The 20361-nt window shown below is 67.6% G+C and carries 18 protein-coding genes; 10 read left to right on the forward strand and 8 right to left on the reverse strand.

Annotated features, from left to right (window positions below; translation table 11 throughout):
- Nucleotides 1-35 precede the first annotated feature (35 nt).
- The 4 genes from ACQY8B_RS25405 to ACQY8B_RS25420 all read right to left on the reverse strand — a co-directional run bounded on the left by ACQY8B_RS25405 (nucleotide 36) and on the right by ACQY8B_RS25420 (nucleotide 3040).
- The gene (locus tag ACQY8B_RS25405; RefSeq protein ID WP_422084469.1) at nucleotides 36-806 is read right to left on the reverse strand and encodes an amino acid ABC transporter permease; all 771 of its coding nucleotides are present in this window, start codon (nucleotides 804-806) and stop codon (nucleotides 36-38) included.
- 81 nt (nucleotides 807-887) lie between these two features.
- Nucleotides 888-1646, reverse strand: a complete 759-nt coding sequence (locus ACQY8B_RS25410; RefSeq protein ID WP_422084470.1) for a basic amino acid ABC transporter substrate-binding protein — start codon at nucleotides 1644-1646, stop codon at nucleotides 888-890.
- Between the two features lie 79 nt (nucleotides 1647-1725).
- Nucleotides 1726-2499: a hypothetical protein gene (locus tag ACQY8B_RS25415; RefSeq protein WP_422084471.1), complete on the reverse strand. Its 774-nt coding sequence runs from the start codon at nucleotides 2497-2499 to the stop codon at nucleotides 1726-1728.
- A 55-nt stretch (nucleotides 2500-2554) separates the two neighbouring features.
- Nucleotides 2555-3040: an Lrp/AsnC family transcriptional regulator gene (locus ACQY8B_RS25420; RefSeq protein WP_081268781.1), complete on the reverse strand. Its 486-nt coding sequence runs from the start codon at nucleotides 3038-3040 to the stop codon at nucleotides 2555-2557.
- Between the two features lie 178 nt (nucleotides 3041-3218).
- Between ACQY8B_RS25420 and ACQY8B_RS25425 the strand changes: the two genes are divergently transcribed.
- The 5 genes from ACQY8B_RS25425 to ACQY8B_RS25445 all read left to right on the forward strand — a co-directional run bounded on the left by ACQY8B_RS25425 (nucleotide 3219) and on the right by ACQY8B_RS25445 (nucleotide 12966).
- Nucleotides 3219-6830 (forward strand): indolepyruvate ferredoxin oxidoreductase family protein, encoded by a 3612-nt coding sequence (locus tag ACQY8B_RS25425; protein WP_422084472.1) that lies wholly within the window; start codon nucleotides 3219-3221, stop codon nucleotides 6828-6830.
- Between the two features lie 286 nt (nucleotides 6831-7116).
- A complete protein-coding gene (yajC, locus tag ACQY8B_RS25430) occupies nucleotides 7117-7449 on the forward strand; it encodes a preprotein translocase subunit YajC (protein ID WP_422084473.1) in 333 nt (110 codons plus the stop codon).
- Between the two features lie 89 nt (nucleotides 7450-7538).
- The gene (secD, locus tag ACQY8B_RS25435; protein WP_422084474.1) at nucleotides 7539-9419 is read left to right on the forward strand and encodes a protein translocase subunit SecD; all 1881 of its coding nucleotides are present in this window, start codon (nucleotides 7539-7541) and stop codon (nucleotides 9417-9419) included.
- 18 nt (nucleotides 9420-9437) lie between these two features.
- Nucleotides 9438-10397 (forward strand): protein translocase subunit SecF, encoded by a 960-nt coding sequence (gene secF / locus ACQY8B_RS25440; protein ID WP_422084475.1) that lies wholly within the window; start codon nucleotides 9438-9440, stop codon nucleotides 10395-10397.
- A 151-nt stretch (nucleotides 10398-10548) separates the two neighbouring features.
- Nucleotides 10549-12966: a DUF1631 family protein gene (locus ACQY8B_RS25445; RefSeq protein WP_422084476.1), complete on the forward strand. Its 2418-nt coding sequence runs from the start codon at nucleotides 10549-10551 to the stop codon at nucleotides 12964-12966.
- 141 nt (nucleotides 12967-13107) lie between these two features.
- On the opposite strand, the gene ACQY8B_RS25450 is transcribed toward ACQY8B_RS25445, so the two are convergent.
- The 3 genes from ACQY8B_RS25450 to ACQY8B_RS25460 all read right to left on the reverse strand — a co-directional run bounded on the left by ACQY8B_RS25450 (nucleotide 13108) and on the right by ACQY8B_RS25460 (nucleotide 16145).
- Nucleotides 13108-13626, reverse strand: a complete 519-nt coding sequence (locus tag ACQY8B_RS25450) for a DUF494 family protein (protein WP_422084477.1) — start codon at nucleotides 13624-13626, stop codon at nucleotides 13108-13110.
- A 101-nt stretch (nucleotides 13627-13727) separates the two neighbouring features.
- Nucleotides 13728-14894 (reverse strand): DNA-processing protein DprA, encoded by a 1167-nt coding sequence (gene dprA / locus ACQY8B_RS25455; RefSeq protein ID WP_422084478.1) that lies wholly within the window; start codon nucleotides 14892-14894, stop codon nucleotides 13728-13730.
- A gap of 30 nt (nucleotides 14895-14924) precedes the next feature.
- Nucleotides 14925-16145, reverse strand: coding sequence for a LysM peptidoglycan-binding domain-containing protein (locus ACQY8B_RS25460; RefSeq protein ID WP_422084479.1), 1221 nt, complete (start codon nucleotides 16143-16145; stop codon nucleotides 14925-14927).
- 159 nt (nucleotides 16146-16304) lie between these two features.
- Between ACQY8B_RS25460 and def the strand changes: the two genes are divergently transcribed.
- The 5 genes from def to ACQY8B_RS25485 are packed head-to-tail and all read left to right on the forward strand — an operon-like array spanning nucleotide 16305 to nucleotide 19366.
- A complete protein-coding gene (gene def, locus ACQY8B_RS25465) occupies nucleotides 16305-16823 on the forward strand; it encodes a peptide deformylase (protein ID WP_106936436.1) in 519 nt (172 codons plus the stop codon).
- Nucleotides 16824-16825: 2 nt separating this feature from the next.
- Complete coding sequence (locus ACQY8B_RS25470) at nucleotides 16826-17338, forward strand: hypothetical protein (RefSeq protein WP_422084480.1); 513 nt, start codon at nucleotides 16826-16828, stop codon at nucleotides 17336-17338.
- The gene (fmt, locus tag ACQY8B_RS25475) at nucleotides 17335-18291 is read left to right on the forward strand and encodes a methionyl-tRNA formyltransferase (RefSeq protein WP_422084481.1); all 957 of its coding nucleotides are present in this window, start codon (nucleotides 17335-17337) and stop codon (nucleotides 18289-18291) included. Before ACQY8B_RS25470 ends, fmt begins: the two co-directional genes overlap by 4 nt.
- Nucleotides 18291-19031, forward strand: coding sequence for an AzlC family ABC transporter permease (locus ACQY8B_RS25480; RefSeq protein ID WP_106936439.1), 741 nt, complete (start codon nucleotides 18291-18293; stop codon nucleotides 19029-19031). The genes fmt and ACQY8B_RS25480 overlap by 1 nt, the downstream gene beginning before the upstream one ends.
- A gap of 23 nt (nucleotides 19032-19054) precedes the next feature.
- A complete protein-coding gene (locus tag ACQY8B_RS25485) occupies nucleotides 19055-19366 on the forward strand; it encodes an AzlD domain-containing protein (protein WP_269758753.1) in 312 nt (103 codons plus the stop codon).
- 9 nt (nucleotides 19367-19375) lie between these two features.
- On the opposite strand, the gene ACQY8B_RS25490 is transcribed toward ACQY8B_RS25485, so the two are convergent.
- Nucleotides 19376-20347 (reverse strand): Bug family tripartite tricarboxylate transporter substrate binding protein, encoded by a 972-nt coding sequence (locus ACQY8B_RS25490; RefSeq protein ID WP_422089109.1) that lies wholly within the window; start codon nucleotides 20345-20347, stop codon nucleotides 19376-19378.
- Nucleotides 20348-20361: the final 14 nt, after the last annotated feature.

Consider the following 20361-nt stretch of genomic DNA (forward strand, 5'->3'; position numbering starts at 1 on the left):
CAGCGACACGAAGTGCGCGAAGCCTGGGGGTGTGCCTATGCCCTGTCGCTGCGAGCCAGGCGGATTTCCAGGCGGCGCAGCATCGTCGTGAGCACCAGCGTCATCACCCAGTAGATGACCGAGATCGCAAGGTACGGCTCCCAGTAGCGCGCATAGGCGCCAGCCACGGTGCGGGCGGCGTAGGCCAGCTCGGCCAGGCCGATGGCGGACACCAGCGAGGTGTCTTTCAGCAGCGCGATCGCGTTGTTGCCCAGCGGCGGCAGCATGCGGCGGAAGGCCTGCGGCAGCACCACGTAGCGCATCACCTGCGCGGGCGAGAAGCCGAGCGAGCGGCCGGCGTCGAACTGCCCGCGCGAGATCGACTGGATGCCGGCGCGGAATACCTCGGAGATGTAGGCCGCCGAGTTGAGCGTGAGCGCCACGACGCCGGAGATGAGCGCGCCGTGCTCCTGCTTGAGCGTGCGTGCGAGTTCGCCGTCGATCAGGATGCCCGAGGTCGGGTGGATGAACACCGGCATCACCGCGAAGTGGATCAGCAGGATCTGCACGAACAGCGGCGTGCCGCGAAAGAAGCTCACGTACACCGTGGCGGGCCAGCGCAGGAAGAAGCGCGCGACCCAGGTCCAGGGCGCGTGGCGCGGCTGCGCCAGGCGCGCGAGCGCCAGGCACAGGCCCCAGCTGGAGCCCAGCAGCACGCAGACCACGGTCATGCGCAGCGTCATCCAGGCGCCTTGCCAGAACAGGTCTTTGTATTCGACCAGGATGTCCCAGCGGAACCATCCAAAAAGCAGCACTGGTTGTTCCATCCCTAGCTCCTCAAACTCTCAATCAACGAAAAACGAAACGGCCGCTGGAAGGCGGCCGTATTCAATGAAATGCCGTGCGGCTCAGCGCACGTTCGGGTCCTTGTTGAACCACTTCTTGTAGATGGTCACGTAGCTGCCGTCGGCGCGAATCGCGGCCAGGCCGGCGGTGAGCTTGTCGAGCAGCGGCTTGTCGCCCTTCTTCACGACGATGCCGAAGCCTTCTTCGGGGAAGGACTTGTCGTCGATGGTCTTCAGCTCGGGGTTCTGCGCCACGCGGTAGGCGATGACGCCGTTGTCGCCCATGGCCGCATCGACGCCGCCGCCGGCCAGCTCCGAAATGATGAGCGGCGTGCTCTCGAAGCGGCGGATGTCGGGGCTGGTCTTGCCGAACTCGCGCGAGGCGATGTCGTCGGCGGTGGAGGCGCTCACCACGGCGATCTTCTTGCCGGCAAGGTCCTTCAACGAGGCGACCTTGCTGTTCTTCGGCAGCGCGATCAGCTGGCGGGCCGCGAAGTAGGGCGGCGTGAAGTCGTAGCTCTGCTTGCGCTTCTCGTTGATGGTCACGCCCGAGATCACGAGGTCGACGTCGCCGTTGTTCAGCGCGCCGAAGATGCCGGTGAAAGGCGTGTTGACGACCTTGATCTTCAGGCCCTGCTGCTTGGCGATGGCATTGATGATGTCGATGTCGAAGCCGACGATCTGCTTGTCCTTGTTCTCGAAGGCGAACGGCGCGTAGGTGGCGCTGGAGGCCACCGTGAGTTCGCGGTTCTGCGCCTGGGCGCCGAAGGCGAGCGTGGCGGCGGCAAGGCCGAGGGCCAGGGCGCGGCGGATGGGGTTCATTGAGGGTCCTCGTTTCCGCGGTTGGCGGGGTATGGTGGGCGACGATTTTAGGCGGCCGCCAGGCCGCGCCACGGCGCGATCAGCGCCCGAACAGGACGTACAGCACCACCAGGGCCGCCACGACGGCGCCGATCATCTTCCAGCGGGCGGGAACGAGGCCGGGCGAGGTGTTGACGGAAATCGTGGTCTTGGAGAAATACGCCGAGGTGGAAGAGGTCGAGGAAGACGCTGAGCTCGAAGTCGACGTGGCGAACGACGTCGCCGTGCGCGAAGGCTTTCTGGCCTGTGCGACGCGGGCCGCCGCGTCGGCGACGATGTCGGCGTGTCCTGCGCGCCCGGCCAGCGCCGCCAGGTCGTCGTCGCTCAGGGCGCCCGATCCGAGCACTGTCCAGGCGAGCGTCGCGGGCAGCGAATCGGGCGCGGCCCAGGCTGCCTGGTGCGTGGGCAGCATCGCGAGGCTGTGCGCATGCTGCACCGCGTCGACGAGCCCGAGGGCGAGCAACCGGTCGAGCGCGTCGGCGCTCACGCCGTCCTGCAAGCGGCGCTCCCGCAGGCGCAGCTGGAACTGCGCCCACGGCGGCAGCGGCAGCTCGCTGCTCACCAGGCCGGTCGCTTCCGACACGATCGCCTGCGCTTCGTTTGCGCGGCCGGCGGCCGCGCGGGCGGGCAGGTCGGCCAGCTGCGCGGTCGAGACGATCTCGCGCGCCACCACCCAGGCCAGGGCTTCGGCGGGCGTGCGCAGCGTGACCACGCCGAGCTCGGGGTCGCTGGCGGCGGCCGTGTGTTCGGCGTCGGTCAGCAAGCGCATTTCATGCAGCCAGGACAGTGCCCGGTGGCCGGTGTCGGAATTCATGGAGCAGCCCTTCCTCTTCGTTGTGATCGGCGCATGCTCGCACACCGCCGCGCGGCTACTTGCCCCGGGCGGCCAGGTGCCCCAGCGGCAGCGCGCTGCTGGCCTTCACCTCGCCCAGCGAGAAGCTGGTGTGCAGGTCTTTCACGTTCGGCAGGTTCATCAGGTGCTGGCGCGCGAAGGCCGAGAAGCTGTCCAGGTCCTGCGCCACCACCTGCAGCTCGAAGGTGCCGGTGCCGCTGATGTAGTGGCAGGCCACCACGTCGGGCAGCTTGCGGATGGCGTCTTCCAGCTTGCGGGTGGCCTCGTGGGTCACGCGCTCGGTGTCCACGCGCACGAAAGCGAGCACGCCCAGCCCTATCTTGTGGCGGTCGATCTCGGCGTGGTAGCCCTTGATGAAGCCGGCTTCCTCGAGCGCCCGCACCCGGCGCCAGCAGGGCGCGGCCGAGAGACCCACGCGCTGCGCAAGCTCGGCGTTCGTGAGGCGTCCGTCGGCCTGCAGTTCTTGCAGGATTGCAAGGTCGAACTTGTCAATGCTTTCCATGGAGTCGAATCTTAAGCAAGATTCTTTCTGGAACAGGGTTTTTCAGGGCAAAGAACGCAAACACCTGTCGCGGACCCCGGCATACACTTTGCATGATCATGGGCTCGTGCCCTACCCGGGCGAAGACCCACAGCAATCAGCCAGGCCCACAAGGCCCTGCCATACGGAGACAGACAACATGAATGCACCGCTGCCCGCGCACATTCGCAAGGCCCTGGAAACGGTCACGCTCGACGACAAATACTCGCTCGACTACGGCCGGGCCTTCATGAGCGGCGTCCAGGCCCTCGTCAAGCTGCCCATGCTGCAGCGCCTGCGCGACCAGCAGGCCGGCAAGAACACCGCCGGCTTCATCAGCGGCTACCGCGGCTCCCCGCTCGGCGGCTACGACCAGGCCCTGTGGAAGGCCAGCAAGTTCCTGAAGGAACAGAACATCGTCTTCCAGCCCGGCGTGAACGAAGAACTGGCCGCCACCGCGCTATGGGGCACGCAGCAACTGGGCTTCTCCCCGCAGGGCACCAACAAGTTCGACGGCGTCTTCGGCATCTGGTACGGCAAGGGCCCGGGCGTGGACCGCTGCTCAGACGTCTTCAAGCACGCCAACATGGCCGGCACCACCGAGTTCGGCGGCGTCATCGCGGTGGCGGGCGACGACCACATCTCCAAGAGCAGCACGGCCGCGCACCAGAGCGACCACATCTTCAAGGCCTGCGGCACGCCGGTGTTCTTTCCGGCGAACGTGCAGGAAATCCTCGACCTGGGCATCCACGCCTTCGCGCTGAGCCGTTTCTCGGGCGTGTGGTCGGGCATGAAGACGATCCAGGAGATCGTCGAGTCGAGCGCCACGGCCATGATCGACCCCGAGCGCGTCGAGATCGTCATTCCCACCGACTTCGAGATGCCGCCCGGCGGCCTGCACATCCGCTGGCCCGACCATGCGCTGGAGCAGGAAGCCCGGCTCATGCACTACAAGTGGTACGCCGCGCTGGCCTACATCCGCGCCAACCGGCTGAACCACAACGTCATTCAAGGTCCGAACGACCGCTTCGGCATCATGGCCAGCGGCAAGGCCTTCAACGACACGCGCCAGGCGCTGATCGACCTGGGCCTGGACGACGCGGCCTGCCGCCAGCTGGGCATCCGGCTGCACAAGGTGGGCGTGGTGTGGCCGCTGGAAGCGCAGCTCACGCGCGAGTTCGCCACCGGCCTGCAGGAGATCCTGGTGGTCGAGGAAAAGCGCCAGGTCATCGAGTACCAGCTCAAGGAAGAGCTCTACAACTGGCGCCCCGACGTGCGGCCCAACGTGGTCGGCAAGTTCGACGAGGGCGAAGTGCATGCGGCCGAGGGCTACTCCGGCGGCGAATGGTCGATGCCCAACCCGACCGCGCACACCCTGCTGCGCGCCAACGCCGACCTGAACCCCGCCATGATCGCCAAGGCCATCGCCGGGCGGCTGCGCAAGACCGGCCTGCTGGCCGCCGCCGGCGCCGACATGGCCGCACGCATCGACGCCCAGCTCGCCATCCTCGAGGCCAAGGAGCGCTCGATGGTGGTGCAGCAGGCCTCCACCAGCGTGGTCGACGCTACCCGCCAGCCCTGGTTCTGCTCTGGCTGCCCGCACAACACCAGCACCGTGGTGCCCGAAGGCTCGCGCGCGATGGGCGGCATCGGCTGCCACTTCATGGCGACCTGGATGGACCGCTCCACCATCGGCTTCACGCAGATGGGCGGCGAGGGCGTGCCGTGGGTGGGCCAGCAGCCCTTCACCACCGACCAGCACATCTTCGCGAACCTGGGTGACGGCACGTACTTCCACAGCGGCCTGCTCGCCATCCGCCAGAGCATCGCGGCCGGCGTGAACATCACCTACAAAATCCTCTACAACGACGCGGTCGCCATGACCGGCGGCCAGCAGGTCGGCGAGCGGCCCGAAGGCCACTCGGTGCTGCAGATCGCCGAGAGCCTGCATGCCGAGGGCGCGGTGAAGGTCGTGATCGTGACCGACGAGCCCGAGAAGTACGAGGGCGTGAACATCCCCGGCGACCATGTGCAGGTCAAGCACCGCGACCTGCTGGACGACATCCAGCGCGAGTTCCGCAAGATCCCCGGCACCACGGCCATCATCTACGACCAGACCTGCGCCACCGAGAAGCGCCGCCGCCGCAAGCGGGGTACCGCCGTCGATCCGGCCAAGCGCGTGGTCATCAACGAGCTGGTGTGCGAGGGCTGCGGCGACTGCAGCGTGCAGAGCAACTGCCTGAGCGTGGAGCCGCTGGAAACCGAATTCGGCCGCAAGCGCACCATCAACCAGAGCAGCTGCAACAAGGACATGAGCTGCCTGAAGGGCTTCTGCCCCAGCTTCGTGACGGTCGAAGGCGGCCAGCTCAAGAAGAAGGGCAAGAACAAGGCGGCCACGCCGGCCGAGTTCGGCCTGCTGCCCGAGCCCGCGATTCCGTCGCTGGCGGGCGGCAAGGTCTGGGGCGTGGTGGTGGCGGGCGTCGGCGGCACCGGCGTGATCACCATCGGCCAGCTGCTGGGCATGGCCGCGCACATCGAGGCCAAGGGCATCGTCACGCAGGACGCGGCCGGTCTCGCGCAAAAGGGCGGCGCCACCTGGAGCCACGTGCTCATCGGCGACACGCAGGACGACATCCGCACCACGCGCGTCGGCACCGCGGCGGCCGACCTGATCCTGGCCTGCGACCCGCTGGTCACGGTCAACGGCGAAACCATGGCGCGCATGCGCGAAGGGCGCACGCACGTGGCGCTCAACAGCCACAGCTCGCCCACCGCCGCCTTCGTGCGCAACGCCAACTGGCAGAACCCCGAAGACGCCTGCGCCGCCGAGATCGCGCGCGCCGTGGGCATCGACGCCATGGGCACCTTCGACGCCGATGCCGCCGCCACCACGCTGATGGGCGACAGCATCTACGTCAACCCGATGATCCTGGGCTACGCCTGGCAGAAGGGCTGGATCCCGCTGGAGCACGAGTCGCTCATGCGCGCCATCGAGCTGAACGCCGTGGCCGTCGAGAACAACAAGACGGCCTTCGAGTGGGGCCGCCAGGCGGCCGTGCGGCCCGAGGAGCTGCAAAAGCGCGTGCGCCCCGGCCAGATCATCGAATTCAAGAAGCGCGAATCGGTCGAGAGCCTGGTGGCGCGCCGCGTGGAATTCCTGACCGGCTACCAGAACGCCGCCTACGCCGACGAATACAAGCAGTTCGTGGGCAAGGTGCAGCGGGCCGAGGCGGCCGTCGGCAAGAGCTCGGCGCTGGCCGAGGCGGTCGCGCGCTACCTGTTCAAGCTGATGGCGTACAAGGACGAATACGAAGTCGCCCGCCTGCACACCGACCGTGCGTTCCTCGACCGCGTCGAAGGCATGTTCGAGGGCGACTTCAAGCTCAACTACCACCTGGCGCCGCCGCTCATCGCCAAAAAGAACAGCAAGGGCCAGCTGCAGAAGCAGAAGTTCGGCCCCTGGATGCTGACCGGCTTCAAGCTGCTCGCGAAGCTCAAGGGCGTGCGCGGCACGGCGCTCGACATCTTCGGGCGCACCGAAGAGCGCAAGACCGAGCGCGCGCTGATCGGCGAGTACCGCGCCAGCATCGAGGAAGTGATCGGCGCGCTGCGGGCCGACAACCACGCGCTGGCGCTCGAAATTGCCGGCCTGCCGGAGCAGATCCGCGGCTACGGCCACGTCAAGGAGCGCAACCTCGCGGCCGCCCGCACCCGCTGGAACGAGCTGATGGCCAAGTGGCGCAATCCGCAGGCGCAGCGCGCGGCGGCCTGATTTTTCGAAGCGATCTCCCCGCAAAGAGCGCCCGATGGGCGCTCTTTGCTATTTAAAAGATAGCGCCCGGCAGGCGGGCCGGATGGCCGGAAAGCCCTCCCCGCCGCGCCGGATAAGCCCGTGGAACGGCCATCCGCGCCGAATACAATGCCCGGTGCTGTGCGCGGCCAAGCCCCGCCGAGCTTTGACTTGCGGCCCCAACTCCGTTCGTGGCCGCGAAGCCATGAGAAGAGTCGGGACCGGCCCGCCTTCCTCTCGTTTTCTCTTCCCTCTGCTGGAGACTCTCTTGTTCATTTCCTCTGCTTTCGCCCAGACCGCGCCCGCTGCAGCCGGCGGCGGTGACATGTTGTCCTCGCTCGGCAGCATGCTGCCCCTGGTGCTGATGTTCGTGGTGCTGTATTTCGTCATGATCCGCCCGCAAATGAAGCGCCAGAAAGAAGCGCGCGCCATGATCGAGGCGCTGGCCAAGGGCGACGAAGTCGCCACCGCCGGCGGCGTGCTCGGCAAGATCACCTCGCTGAACGACCAGTACCTGGGCCTCGAGATCGCCAACGGCATCGAGATCAAGATCCAGCGCAGCGCCGTGGTGCAGGTTCTGCCCAAGGGCGCCGTCAAATAAAAGCGTGAGCTGAACCTTGCGCTTCGCGGCGCAGGGCCCCAAGTCACGCGGTGTTCCATCTCTGAAAAGCTTGCGAAAAGCGCCCGCTCATGAACCGCTACCCGGTCTGGAAGTACACGATCATCGTGATCGTGCTGCTCGTGGGGCTCATCTACGCCCTGCCCAATTTCTTCGGTGAGGCGCCTGCGGTGCAGGTGTCGGCGGCCAAGACGGTCGTCAAGGTCGACGCCTCCACCCAGACCCGGGTCGAGGAGGCGCTCAAGGCCGCAGGCCTGACGCCCGACCTGATCACCCTGGACGGCACCTCGCTGCGTGCCCGCTTCGCTACCCCCGACGACCAGCTCAAGGCGCGCGACGTGTTGCAGCGCGCGCTGGTGCCCGACGCGAACGATCCGCCCTACACGGTGGCGCTCAACCTGGTGTCGCGCTCGCCCAAGTGGCTGACCGCGCTGCATGCCTTCCCCATGTACCTGGGCCTCGACCTGCGCGGCGGCGTCGACTTCCTGCTGCAGGTGGACATGAAGGGCGCGATCGACAAGAAGGCCGAGTCCTTCGCCAGCGACCTGCGCACCACCTTCCGCGACAAGAGCATCCGCGGCACCGCGGTCAGCCGCAACGGCCAGACCGTCGAGGTGACCTTCCGCGACGCGGCCTCGCTCGACGCGGCCAAGCGCATCATCCAGGACCAGTTCCAGGACCTCTCCACCACCGACAGCCAGGACGGCAGCAACTGGCGCCTCGTGGCCACCATCAAGCCCGAAGCCGCGCGCCGCATGCAGGACGCCGCGCTCAAGCAGAACATCACCACGCTGCACAACCGGATCAACGAACTCGGCGTGGCCGAGCCCGTGATCCAGCAGCAGGGCCTGGACCGCATCGTCGTGCAGCTGCCCGGCGTGCAGGACACCGCCAAGGCCAAGGAAATCCTGGGCCGCACCGCCACGCTCGAAATGCGCATGGTGGACGAAAGCGCCGAGGGCCGCGCCGCCGAGCTGAGCGGCGGCCCCGTGCCCTTCGGCTCCGAGAAATTCCTCGACCGCCAGGGCCGGCCCGTGATCGTGAAGAAGCAGGTGCTCGTCACCGGCGAGAACCTCACCGACGCCCAACCCGGCTTCGACCAGCAGAGCAACCAGCCCAAGGTCGACCTGACCATGGACGCCAAGGGCGGGCGCATCATGCGCGACGTCAGCCGCGAGAACTACAAGAAGCGCATGGCCATGCTGATCTTCGAGAAGGGCAAGGGCGAAGTGCTCACCGCCCCGTCGATCAACGGCGAACTCGGCAACCGCTTCCAGGTCTCGGGCTCCATGACCGTGGTCGAGGCCAACGACCTCGCGCTGCTGCTGCGCGCCGGCTCGCTGGCCGCGCCCATGGAAATCATCCAGGAACGCACCATCGGCCCGAGCCTGGGCGCCGACAACATCGAGAAGGGCTTCAAGAGCGTGATGTACGGCTTCCTGGCGATCATGGTCTTCATGTGCCTGTACTACGCACTGTTCGGCCTGTTCTCCTCGATCGCGCTGGCCGTCAACCTGATGCTGCTGGTGGCCATCCTCTCGATGCTGCAGGCCACGCTCACGCTGCCCGGCATCGCGGCCATGGCCCTGGCCATCGGCGTGGCCATCGACTCCAACGTGCTGATCAACGAACGCGTGCGCGAAGAGCTGCGCAACGGGGCTTCGCCGCAGGCGGCCATCCATGCCGGCTACGAACGCGCCTGGGGCACCATCCTGGACTCCAACGTGACCACGCTGATCGCGGGTATCGCGCTGCTGGCCTTCGGCTCCGGGCCGGTGCGCGGCTTCGCGGTGGTGCACTGCATCGGCATCGTCACCTCGATGTTCTCCGCCGTGTTCTTCTCGCGCGGCCTCGTGAACTTCTGGTACGGCCAGAAGAAGAAGCTCAAGACGGTGTCCATCGGCACGGTCTGGCGCCCCGCAACCGACGGCTCGGCCGTGGCAACCAAGTAAAGGGCGAGGACAAGCGTCATGGAATTCTTCCGCATCCACAGGACCATTCCGTTCATGCGCCACGCGGTGGTGCTGAACATCGTCTCCGTCGTCACCTTCGCGCTGGCGGTGTTCTTCCTGTTCCACCGCGGGCTGCACCTGTCGGTGGAGTTCACGGGCGGCACGGTGATGGAGGTCGCGTACAAGCAGTCGGCCGACATCGGCAAGGTGCGCGACGCCATCGGCAAGCTCGGCTACCCGGATGTCCAGGTGCAGAGCTACGGCTCCTCCGAAAACATCCAGATCCGCCTGCCGGCCCAGAAGGGCATGAGCTCCGACCAGCAGAGCGCACAGGTCATGCAGGCGCTGAAGTCGGTCGACGAGTCGGCCACGCAGCGCGGCATCGAGGTCGTCGGACCGCAGGTCGGCGAAGAGCTGACCACCAACGGCCTCAAGGCCCTGGGCATGGTGGTCGTGGGCATCATGATCTACCTGGCGTTCCGCTTCGAATGGAAGTTCGCGCTGGCTACCGTGCTGGCCAACCTGCACGACGTGGTGATCATCCTGGGCTTCTTCGCCTTCTTCCAGTGGGAGTTCTCGCTGGCGGTGCTGGCGGCGGTGCTGGCGGTGCTGGGCTACTCGGTGAACGAATCGGTCGTTATCTTCGACCGGATCCGCGAGAACTTCCGCCGCTACCGCAAGATGTCGACCACCGAGATCATCGACAACGCGATCACCTCGACCATCAGCCGCACCATCATCACCCACGGCTCCACCCAGCTGGTGGTGCTGTCGATGTTCTTCTTCGGCGGCCCGACCCTGCATTACTTCGCCCTGGCGCTGACCATCGGCATCTGCTTCGGCATCTACTCGTCGGCCTTCGTGGCGGCGGCAATCGCCATGTGGCTCGGCGTGAAGCGCGAAGACCTGATCAAGGGCGGCCCGACCAAGCGCGACGGGGAGTCCGGGGACGACCCGAACGCCGGAGCCGTCGTCTGACCGATACTTAGGGTTTGCATCACGCGGCCGGAGAGGCGCCGCGGTACGCATGCAACGCCGCGCGCTCTCCACACTTGTGCGGTTGAGCATCCCGATGCAAGCTCGCGGTTGTCGCCGATAAACCGAACACCCTGGCCTTTCCGACTTTTCAATGAGCATTGCGCGGTCCGCTTCTTCCCTGCAGCTCGCTCGCGAGACGCGTGAGCGTTTCGTGGCGGCCACGGAAGGCGCGATCGTGCCGCTGGCCCGTGCCATCCGGGACCGGCTGACCTCGCTGGCCTCGGAAGCCGGCAACGCCCGCGCCATGCAGGAGCACCGCGACGATTTCGTGGCGTTCCAGGGGCAGGGCACCCGCTGGGTCTCGCTCGCGCAGACCGGCTGGCGCAAGGCGCTGGCGGGCTCGGGCGGCGGCGTGGCCGCCGCGTCTTCGGGCTTGCGCCTCGAGCTCATCGGTGACGAGGAGGTCGAGAGCAACATCCTCTCGTCGCGCCTGGCGCAGGTGATCCACGACAAGGCCAGCTTCGAGCTGAGCGACCTGCGCCTGCGCATCCAGCACCTCGAAGGCACCACCGAACTCGACGCCCGCGACGTGCTCAAGCCCGAGACGCTGGCCAAGCTGCTGGTCGAGCAATGGCTCGGCGCGGGCCTCAGCCGCGGCATGTGGACCCGGGTGCAGGACACCGTGCAGCAGGCGCTGGTCGACGTGGTCGTCAAGGCCTACAAGGACGCCAACCTGTTCCTGGTCGCCAACGGGGTGATGCAGGAGATCGATCTCAAGAGCTTCGTGCGGCGCACGGGCGGCAGCGGCGCGCCGGGCGGAAGCGGCGGCTCCGGCGGCCCGACCACGTCGAGCGCCTCGATGGCCCGCGACAGCGGCATGTCAGGCGGTCCCCACAGCGCCCAGCGGCCCGGCTTCGGGTTCGCCGGCTCGCAGCAGGGCTCGGTGCCCTCGGCCGTGGCGCCGCCGGCAACCACCGGCGGTTCGCCGCTGATGATCGCCCGGCAACGCGCGCAGACTGCCCTGTTGAGCCTCAAGCGTTTCGTGACCGCGCGCATAGGCGGAGACACCGGCGGCGGCGCGGGGCAATACCAGGCCGCGAATCCCGAAGGGCGCACCACCGATGTCGGCGGTGGTGGCGGCGCGGGCGGCGGCCCCGTGGCTCCGCGCGTGTTCTCGCGCACCTTCGCCGGCGCCATCGCCGATGCCGAAGTCGCCTATCGCATGGCGGCCACTCAATTCATGGACGGCCCGGGCGAGCAGGCCACGCTGATGCAGCAGACCGCCGTCGACTTGCGCAAGCGCAGCGCCGAACTCAAGAAGCGCGCACCGACCACCGCCGACAAGGCCACGGTCGAGATCGTGGCGCTGATGTTCCAGGCCATCCTGGCCGAGGAGCGCATTCCCTTTTCGGCGCGCGTGTGGTTCGCTCGCCTGCAGATGCCGGTGCTGCGCGTGGCCATTGCCGAGCCCGAGTTCTTCGGCACCCTGCAGCACCCCGCGCGCATGCTGATCGACCGCATGGGCTCGTGCGTGATGGGCTTCGATGCAGCGGCCATCACCGGCAGCGCGCTCGAAGGCGAAATCCGCCGCGTGGTGCAGGTCATCGAGCAATATCCCGAAACCGGCCAGCGCGTGTTCAAGCTGGTGTTCGACGAATTCGTCGCCTTCCTCAACCGCTACCTGACCCAGAGCGACACCACGCAGCGCGTGATGAGCGTGGCCCAGCAGGTCGAGCAGAAGGAAACGATGGCGATCCAGTACACCATCGAGTTGCGCAAGATGTTGAACGACATGCCGGTGCGCGACGAGATCCGGGAGTTCCTCTTCAAGATCTGGGCCGAGGTGCTGGCCATTGCCGCGCTGCGCTACGGCGCGCAGGGCGAGCAGACGGTCATGCTCAAGCGCGTGGCCTCCGAGCTGGTGTGGGCCGCGAGCGCCAAGCCCAACCGCACCGACCGCGCCCGCGTCATACAAGACCTGCCGCAGCTGCTGCAGCGCCTGCGCCAGGGCATGGCGCTGCTGGGCATCGTCGACGAGCCGCAGGAAGCCCACATCAAGATCATCGGTGCCACGCTGTCCGACGCCTTCATGTCGAAGACCGAGGCGATTCCGCAGGCGAAGATCGAAGCCATGGCCGAGCGGCTGACGCACCTGGAAGACTTCGTGACCGACGTCGGCGGCGCCTCCGACCTGCCGCTCGACGCCCACAGCATCGAGCTGCTGCTCGGCGTGGACGCCGCATCGATCGAAGTCGTTCCCGATGCCGCCGGCGCCAAGGTGGCCGAGGACATGCTCGCCTGGGCGCATGAGCTGCAGGTGGGAAACTGGTTCATGCTCGACCACAACGACCGGGTGAGCCAAGTGCAGTTCGTGTGGCGCAGCGACCGCAAGCAGCTGCACCTGTTCGCCTCCGCGGACGGCCGCAGCTTCCTGATCCAGGCCGGGCGGCTGGCCATGTACCTGCAGGCCGGCCTGCTGGTGCCCGCCGAGGAAGAAACGCTCACCGTGCGCGCCACGCGCGAAGCCCTGGCCAAGCTCGACGCCAACCCCGAGCGCCTGCTGAATTAGCTACCGCTGGCCATCGCCGCACCCTTGTCCCCGCCTTCTCGTGGAACACCACGGAACCGGCTCCGCCGGGCCGTAGGTGTTGCCCCCGGAAGGGGGTTGGCGCAGCGACACGAAGTGCGCGAAGCCTGGGGGAGAGCCCAGCTAATGCGCCGTGCGGCCTTCGCGGCTTTCGCAGAGCTCGTCGAGCACCAGGGCATCTGGCTCGATGCCGGTGCTCCAGTGGACCATCAGCACGATGATCTTCAGCTCGTCGATTGCGACCGGATCGCCCGGCGCCGCCATCGCGCGCTCGATCACGATCTCGCGCAGCCCGCAGGGCAGCACGTCCGACGATTCGAGGAAGCGGATGAAGCCCAGGCACTCGGCACCGAGGTGCTCTTGCTCCGCCTGGGAATAGACGCGCATGGCATCGGGGGATTGGGGCAGGGCCGCTTCGGGTGCGCCGCGCAATGTGACGGTGGCCGAGGCCGCGTCGTCGGCGTGGTGCTCGATCTGCATGCCTTGCGTTGCAAGGCTCAGGCCGTCGAGCCAGTGAAGGGCTTCGCGGATTTCTTCTGCCTCGAAGCCGTGTGCGCTGAGCTTGCGGCCCAGTTGTTCGGGTTCGGGGCATGCATCGCCGCGCCAGTAGTTCTCGTAGACAAAAACAAGTACTTCGAACATGCGCACCAATATAGCCCAGGAAGTGGCTGATCGCCCCCGGGCTTTGCGCACTTCACATCACTTTTCCTTCCTGCACACGCAGGCGGTCGCGCAGACCTGGATCAGCTGCTGGCCGATCGCTGGAAGAGCCCGCCGGGCAGGCGCGATACATGGCCGTCCAGTTCGAGCGAGAGCAGCTTCGCCTGCAGCGCGGCGGCGCTCCAGCCGGTGCGTGCGCTCAGTGCGTCGAGGCTGACCGGGTCGAAGCCCAGGGCCTCCAGCAGCGGGGCCTCGGCCGACGACGGCGCCTGCTGCGCTTCGGTGGCGCTGCTGCTGCCGTTGCCGTTCTTGTGCGGCGATGCCGAGGGTGTGTGCTGCAGCGGCGGCAGTTCTTCGAGGATGTCGTTGACCGATTCCACGAGCTTGGCGCCCTGGCGGATCAGCGCATGGCAGCCGCGCGATTGGGGTGAGTGGATCGAACCCGGTATCGCGAACACTTCCTTGCCTTGCTCCGAAGTGAGCCGCGCGGTGATCAGCGAGCCCGACTGCAGCGCCGCCTCGACCACCAGCGTGCCGCGTGCCAGCCCGGCGATCAGCCGGTTGCGCTTCGGAAAGTTCTGCGTGAGCGGCGGCGTGCCCAGCGGCAACTCGCTCACGATCAGGCCTTGTTGGGTGATGCGATGCGCCAGGTCGCGATGCCGAGCCGGGTAGACGCGGTCGAGCCCGGTGCCGACCACGGCTACCGTCGCCAGGCAGGGCGTCTCGCCGGCGGCGTCCAGCGCCCCCTGGTGCGCGGCGCCGTCCACGCCCAGCGCCAGCCCCGACACCACCGGCAGGCCGGCTTCGCCCAGCGCGCGTGCAAAGCTGCGCGCGTTGGTGGCGCCCTGCGGCGTCGGGTTGCGGCTGCCCACGACTGCGATGCTGTGGCCGAGCTGCGTCAGGTCGTAGTCGGCGGCGCCGAGCACATAGAGCATGGGCGGCGGGTCGGCCATTTCGAGCAGCGAGGCCGGGTAGCCGGCATCGCCGAGCGTGACGAGCCGGCGCGAACTGCCGTTGTCGGTGTTGTGCAGCCATTGCCAGGTCTGGTCGACCTGCGCCTGGAGATTGGCGGGCGGCTGCCGCAGTGCCTCGGCCTGCGCGAGCGACACCACTTCGCGCAGAGCTTCTTCCGGCTGCGCGAAGACGCGCTCGGGCAAGCCGAACGCCGCGAGGAGCCGGCGCACGGTGCCGTCACCGATGCCGGGGGTCAGTGAAAGTCGCAGCCAACCTGCGAGTTCTGCGCGTTCCAAACGAATGTGCGAAAGAGCCGGAGCCGTGGGTCAGGGATTGACGAGGAAGTCGCCAGCGCGCGGAGTGTCGTTGATTTCCAGCACCAGCGCGTAGGACACCTTCTCGAAAGTGCGAAACACCATCAGCAGGCCGATGCGTTCGTTGGGCAGCTTGATGGTTTCCTTGCGGGCGCCGGTGCGGTCGACGATGGTCTCGCCGTTCTTCAGGATGGCCAGCACGTGGCCGCTGTCGATGCCGTCGCGCGTGCCCTTGTTGATGGCCACCACCTGGTTCTGCGCGGCGAACTGCACCGCGTTGCCGTAGACCGAGATGATGCGGCCGTCGACCTGCGTCGAGGGCGCGCGCGGCACGTAGCTCAGCAGCTGGCGCGGCGGCTCGGGCAGCAGGCGGTCGCCGGCGCGGATTTCCTCGCGCGACGCGATGATGTCGACGGTCGCGGGCACCACCGTGATGACGTCCTTGTCCTCTACCGTCTCGACGGTGGTCGACTCGCCGCGCTGCAGCTGGGCCTTGCCCAGGTACTGCGCCTCGTAGCCGAGGATTTCGCCCGTGCCCGGGTCTTTCAGCGGGGTGGCGTTGCGGAACACGCGGAAGTGCTGCACCGGGCCCGCAGCCTCGACCAGCGGCGAATTGGCGTTGCCACGTGCATAGGCGCGGTCGCCGCGCGACAGCAGAACACGGTTGTCGTTGCCCGCCACGATGCGCGGCGCGGTCTCCAGCGTGTCGGCATCGACCACGATGGGCTCGCTCAGGAAAGGCTCAATGATGCTCGGGTTGAGCGTGGGCAGTGCCATGCCGGCCAGCGAATCGAAGCGGGTGCGCGGCGACAGCTTGATGGTGCCGCCGTCGCCGCTGAAGCCGCCGCGGCGGGTGGTCGTGAGGCGGGCACGGCCGCCGGTCTTGTCCAGGTAGAGCACCTGGCCGGGGTAGATGCGGTGCGGGTTCGCGATCTCGTTGATGTTCATGCCCCACAGCTCCGGCCAGCGCCAGGGGCGCAGCAGGTACAGGCGGGAGATGGCCCAGAGCGTGTCGCCGGGCTTGACGGTGTATTCGTCGGGCGCGTTGGGGGCGAGTTCGCTCAGCGGCACGCCGGTCTGCGCGGTCTGCTGGGCTGTGGCGCGCTGCTGCGGCGTGACGGGGTAGTTCTGGGCCCAGGCCGTCGTGGCGCCGCAACTGCCGAGCACCGCCAGGGCGGTCAGCGTGGCAAGAAAGGAGGGGCGCTGGCGTTCAGCTGATCTGAGCTTTTTCATGTCTGGATGGGTGAGCGCGCGACGTATCGCTGCACATACGAATCTCACAATTTGCTACGAATTCTGCGCTGAAGCCCTTGGCAGGGCAACGTTTTCGGGCTCGCGGAACCCGCCGCGTCGCGGAATTGGCGAAAATAGCCACAACTTTCCCCCGATTTCATGGCCAAACGAATCATTCTGAGTTACCCGGACAAGCGCCTCCACACGGTGGCCAAGCCGGTGCAGGGCGTCGACGCGCGCATCAAGGCGCTGGTGGCCGACATGCTGGAAACAATGTACGACGCCAACGGCATCGGCCTGGCAGCCACCCAGGTCGATGTGCACGAGCGGCTTGTCGTCATCGACGTGTCCGAAGAGCGCAACGAGCCCATCGTTCTCATCAACCCCGAGATCACCTGGGCCAGCGACGAGAAGGTGCTGAACGAGGAAGGCTGCCTCTCGGTGCCCGGCATCTACGACGGCGTGATGCGCTCGACCTCGGTCAAGGTGCAGGCGCTCGACGAGAACGGCGAAAGCCGCACCATCGAGGCCGACGGCCTGCTGGCCGTGTGCATCCAGCACGAACTCGACCACCTGCTGGGCAAGGTGTTCGTCGAATACCTCTCCCCCCTGAAGCGCAACCGCATCAAGAGCAAGCTGCTCAAGCAGCAACGCGAAGAATTGCGGGAACGGGCCTGAACATGACGACGCAGCGCGGCTTTCGCACCTTCGCGACCCTGGCGGTCTTCGTGGCCGCCGGCCTGGGGCTGGCTGGCTGCGTGAGCGAGCCCGCGCGCATCCGGCCCGGCACCTCCGCCGCCGAAACACTGCAGCTGCTGGGCACGCCCACGGGCCGCTATCCGCTGAACGGCGGCGGCGAGCGGCTGCAGTATTCGCGCATGCCCGCCGGCTTCGAGGTGACGGACATCGACGTCGACGCGTCCGGCAAGGTCGTCTCGGTGACCCAGGTGCTCAGCGAAGCGCGCTTCGGCCAGGACATCAAGGTCAACCAGTGGCGCCAGGACGACGTCATGGCCTTCTACGGCCGCCCCTATGAAATTTCCCGCGTCAGTTCCTTCGACGGTGCCGTCTGGACCTGGCGCTACAAGGCCGTGAACGAGCGCCGCATGCTGTACATCTACATCGATCCGACCGGCGTGGTCCGGCGCTATCACACGGGGGACGATCTCGAGCTCGATCGGATCCGCGATTGAGCCGCCTGCGCGTCGTTTTTGCGGGCACGCCCGAGTTCGCTCGCGTCGCCCTGGAGGCCATCGCCGCCGCCGGCCATGACATCGTGCTGGTGCTGAGCCAGCCCGACCGCCCCGCCGGCCGCGGCATGAAGCTGCAGGCTTCGCCCGTCAAGCAGTGCGCCGTCGCCAACGCTTGGCCCGTGTCCCAGCCGCGCAGCCTGCGCCTGGACGGCAAGTACCCCGACGAGGCCTCGGCCGCGCGCGACACCCTGCTGGCCGCCAGGCCCGACGTGATGGTGGTCGCCGCCTACGGCCTGATCCTGCCGCAGTGGGTGCTCGACCTGCCGGCGCACGGCTGCCTCAACATCCACGCGAGCCTGCTGCCGCGCTGGCGCGGCGCCGCGCCGATCCACCGCGCCATCGAGGCCGGCGACGCGCAGACCGGCATCACCATCATGCAGATGGACGCGGGCCTGGACACCGGCGACATGCTGCTGCGCGAGTCGGTCGACATCGGCGACGACAACACCGCGCGCCTGCACGACCGGCTGGCCGGGCTGGGCGGCCGCATGATCGTCGAGGCGCTGGCGAACATCGGCAGCCTCACCCGCACGCCCCAGCCCGCCGAAGGCATCACCTATGCCCACAAGGTCGAGAAGCACGAAGCGCTGATCGACTGGGCCCAGCCCGCCGACGCCATCGTGCGGCGCATCCGCGCCTTCGACCCGTTCCCCGGCGCCAACAGTCCGCTCGACGGCGAGGCCATCAAGCTGTGGGCCGCCCACGCGACTGCGGCCACCGATGCCTCGGCCGCGCCGGGCACGATCCTGGCCGTTACCGACGCCGGTGTCGCCGTGGCGGCTTCCGGCTCGACCGTCACCATCACCGAACTCCAGCGTGCGGGCGGCAAGCGCCTGCCCGTGGCCGATTTCCTGCGCGGCTTCGACCTGAAGCCCGGGCAGGTGTTCGGCTGATGTTCCTGTCGACCGCCATCCGCTCGCGGCCCGAATTCCGGACGGGAGTGCGCGACATGTCTTCCGTGGCGCTGGGCATCGGCGCCTGGGGCCTCATGACCGGCGTGGCCATGGTCAAGTCGGACATGAGCGTGATCGAGGCCATTGCGATGACCCTGCTGGTCTACGCCGGCAGCTCGCAGCTCGCGGCCATTCCGTTGCTGGCCGCGGGCGCGCCGGCCTGGGTGATCCTGGCCACGGGCTTCTGCGTGAACCTGCGCTTCGTCGTGTTCAGCCTGCACCTGCGCCCCTACCTCATGCACATGCCGCGCTGGCGCCGCATGCTGCACGGCTACCTCACGGCCGACATGAGCTATGCGCTCTTCACCAGGAAGTACCCCAAGCCGCCGCTCACCATTGCCGAGGAGCAGTCGCAGGAGGCCTACCTCACCGGCAACTACTTCGTGACCTGGTGCGCCTGGATGGGCATGAGCATGCTGGGCGTGGCGCTCGCCAACTTCATTCCCCAGAACTGGGGCCTGGGCTTCGCGGGCGTGCTGAGCCTGGTGGCGATCGTCTGCTCGATGGCGACGACGCGGCTGCGCGTGCTGGCCGCGCTGATTGCCGGCGTCACCGCGGTGGCCGCCTACGCGCTGCCGCTGAAGCTCAACATCGTGGTCGCCATCGGCGTCGCGGTGCTGCTGTGCTTCTGGCTCGAAAAGCAGTTCGGGCTCGACCCGGCGGCGGAGGACGACAAGTGAGCGGCGGTACCGACCTGTGGACCATGGGCGTGATCGTCGGGCTGGCACTCGTCACCGTGCTCACGCGCTGCTTCTTCTTCATCCTGGACCGCCCCTGGGGCCTGCCGGAGTGGGCGCACCGCGCGCTGCACTACGCGCCGGCCGCCGCGCTCGCGGGCGTGATCGCGCCCGAGATCGTCATGACGCAGGGCCATCTGATCACCACGCTGCACGACGCCCGCCTCTATGCGGCGGTCGTCGGCGCGGCTTACTACTACTGGCGGCGCGGCGTGCTCGGCACCATGCTCGCGGGCATGGCGGTGTACCTGCCGCTGCACCTGGGCCTCGGCTGGTAGTTTGCGTCTTCAGTCGAGCTTTACGCCGGCTGTTCTGATGATGTTGCCCCAGCGCTCGCTCTCGGCGCGCGAGAGCTTGTAGAAGTCCTGCGGCGAACCCGGCAGCGCCTCGAAGCCGAAGTCCGCGAACAGCTTCACCACCTTCGGCGCCTTCATGGCCTTGTGCAGTTCGGCATTGAGCCGCGCCACCGCTTCCGGCGGCATGCCGGCCGGGCCGATCAGGCCATGGAAGGCGTAGGCGTTGACATCGGGAAAGCCGGCCTCGACGAAGGTCGGCACCTCGGGCAGCGCATTGGCGCGCTGCGGCAGCGCAATGGCCAGCACCCGTACCTTGCCCGACTTGATGATCGACAGGCCCGAGGCCAGGTCGAGCATCATCACCGGCACCTGGCCGCCCATCACGTCGGACATGGCGGGCGCGGCGCCCTTGTACGGCACGTGCACGATGCTCAGGCCGGCCTTCTGCTTGAACAGCTCCATCGCCATGTGATGCGGCGAGCCGTTGCCCGGCGAGGCATAGCTCACTTTCTCGGGGTTGGCTTTCACGTAGCGCACGAACTCCGCCACGTTCTTTGCGGGAAAGTCGGGGTGCACCACCAGCGCCACCGGGAAGCGGCCGATGGTGCCGATGTAGGTGAAGTCGCTCGCCGGCTTGTAGGGCAGCCTGGTGAACATGTGCTCGTTGAAGAGCAGCGCCGCGTTCTCGGCCTGCATGATCGTGTAGCCGTCGGGCTTGGCCTGCATCATCACGGACACGCCGATGTTGGTCGACGCGCCGGGCCGGTTGTCGATGATCAGCGGTTGCCCCAGCGAAGGCTGCATGGCCTCGGCCAGCGAGCGCGCGAGGTTGTCGGTGCCGCCGCCTGCCGAGTACGGCACGATCCACTTGACCTGCTGGTTCGGGTAGGCGGCCGGCTGCGCCGACGCGAAGGAAGCAGCCAGCGCGAGGGTCGCGGCCAGCAGGGGAAGGAAGCGTTTCATCATCGTCTTTTGTC

Origin of the sequence: Variovorax sp. (assembly GCF_965279555.1) — a bacterium.
Taxonomy (GTDB): domain Bacteria; phylum Pseudomonadota; class Gammaproteobacteria; order Burkholderiales; family Burkholderiaceae_C; genus Variovorax.